Source organism: Plesiomonas sp. (assembly GCF_051650925.1).
GTDB lineage: Bacteria > Pseudomonadota > Gammaproteobacteria > Enterobacterales > CAMTGL01 > Plesiomonas.
The window spans coordinates 1-1,040 of record NZ_JBOFRH010000513.1 but is presented as its reverse complement, the minus strand read 5'-3'; the positions used below and the strand labels follow the sequence as shown (position 1 = coordinate 1,040).

The 1,040-nt window shown below is 45.3% G+C and carries 1 pseudogene; it reads left to right on the top strand.

Features of this window, described 5'->3' with window-relative positions:
- Positions 1 to 160: 160 nt before the first annotated feature.
- A pseudogene (locus ACRC27_RS12310) lies at positions 161 to 1,040 on the top strand (hypothetical protein); the annotation flags it as partial.

Here is a 1,040-nt window from a genome sequence, read left to right as displayed (position 1 = left end):
TAATTTGTATCGGCGCGTCAATTACACGAATAATTGCACCACTTCGCAAAATTACACCACTAAATCACAATAATCTGTCTCTTTTCCTGCACTCTCCTTACCATTCACGTTAAAACCCGTCGGCATTTTTTTCCAAAATCATCCGGAAAATTAACGAGAAATGGCATTACACGAGCGTGCATACAAAAAACTACAACCCAAGCTGATGCTGGCTTTTTTATTGTTCAGCATTATTCCGTTTAGTTTTGCTGCTTGGTTCCTGCTCAAAGTCCATGCCACCGATTTAACCGAACAGACCAACAATTATTTGGTTGCGGTACGTGACATCAAAAAAAATCAGCTCAATGACTATTTCCACTCCCTAGAAGAACAAGTGCTGGGCTTTGTGAATACAGAACTGGCCACCGCCGCTGGCGGACGCTTTTATGGTTTGGTCAATGCCTTCCAGATGCTGGGCGATAATGACGATGAGGCGCGCAAAAATGCCCAGAATCGTTATATTCCGGGCAGTGGTGATAAACCCAATAACCTAATTAAAAACGAAACCCCGCAAGGTTACGGGGCCTATGTCGGTAGTGAGCGCTACCGTCTGTTACATAGCCGCTTTCATCCATCGTTTGTTGAAAAGCTGCGGTTTTCCGATTTTTCCGACATCCTGATTGCCAATACCCAAGGCGATGTGGTCTATTCGGTGACTAAAAATCGTAATTTCGGTACCAACTTACTGCATGGTCAATGGAAACAAACTGGGCTAGCGAACGCCTTTCGGCAAACCTTAAAAACGGTACAGCAAGATGACAGCGGCAGTGCCACCAGCAATAAAACGCCGCTGATTTTTATCGATTTCTCCACCGATCCTGTGACCAAAGAGCACACCGCTTATTTGGCCGCACCGGTCAGTCAAAATGGCTATTTGCACTCTATTTTTATCTTCCAGCTGACCAAGCGCAAACTGAACAGTATCTTGAGTGATGCAACTTTACTCGGCCACACCAGCTCTATTTTGTTGGTCGGTCCCGATCACATTGCGCGCGGTATTA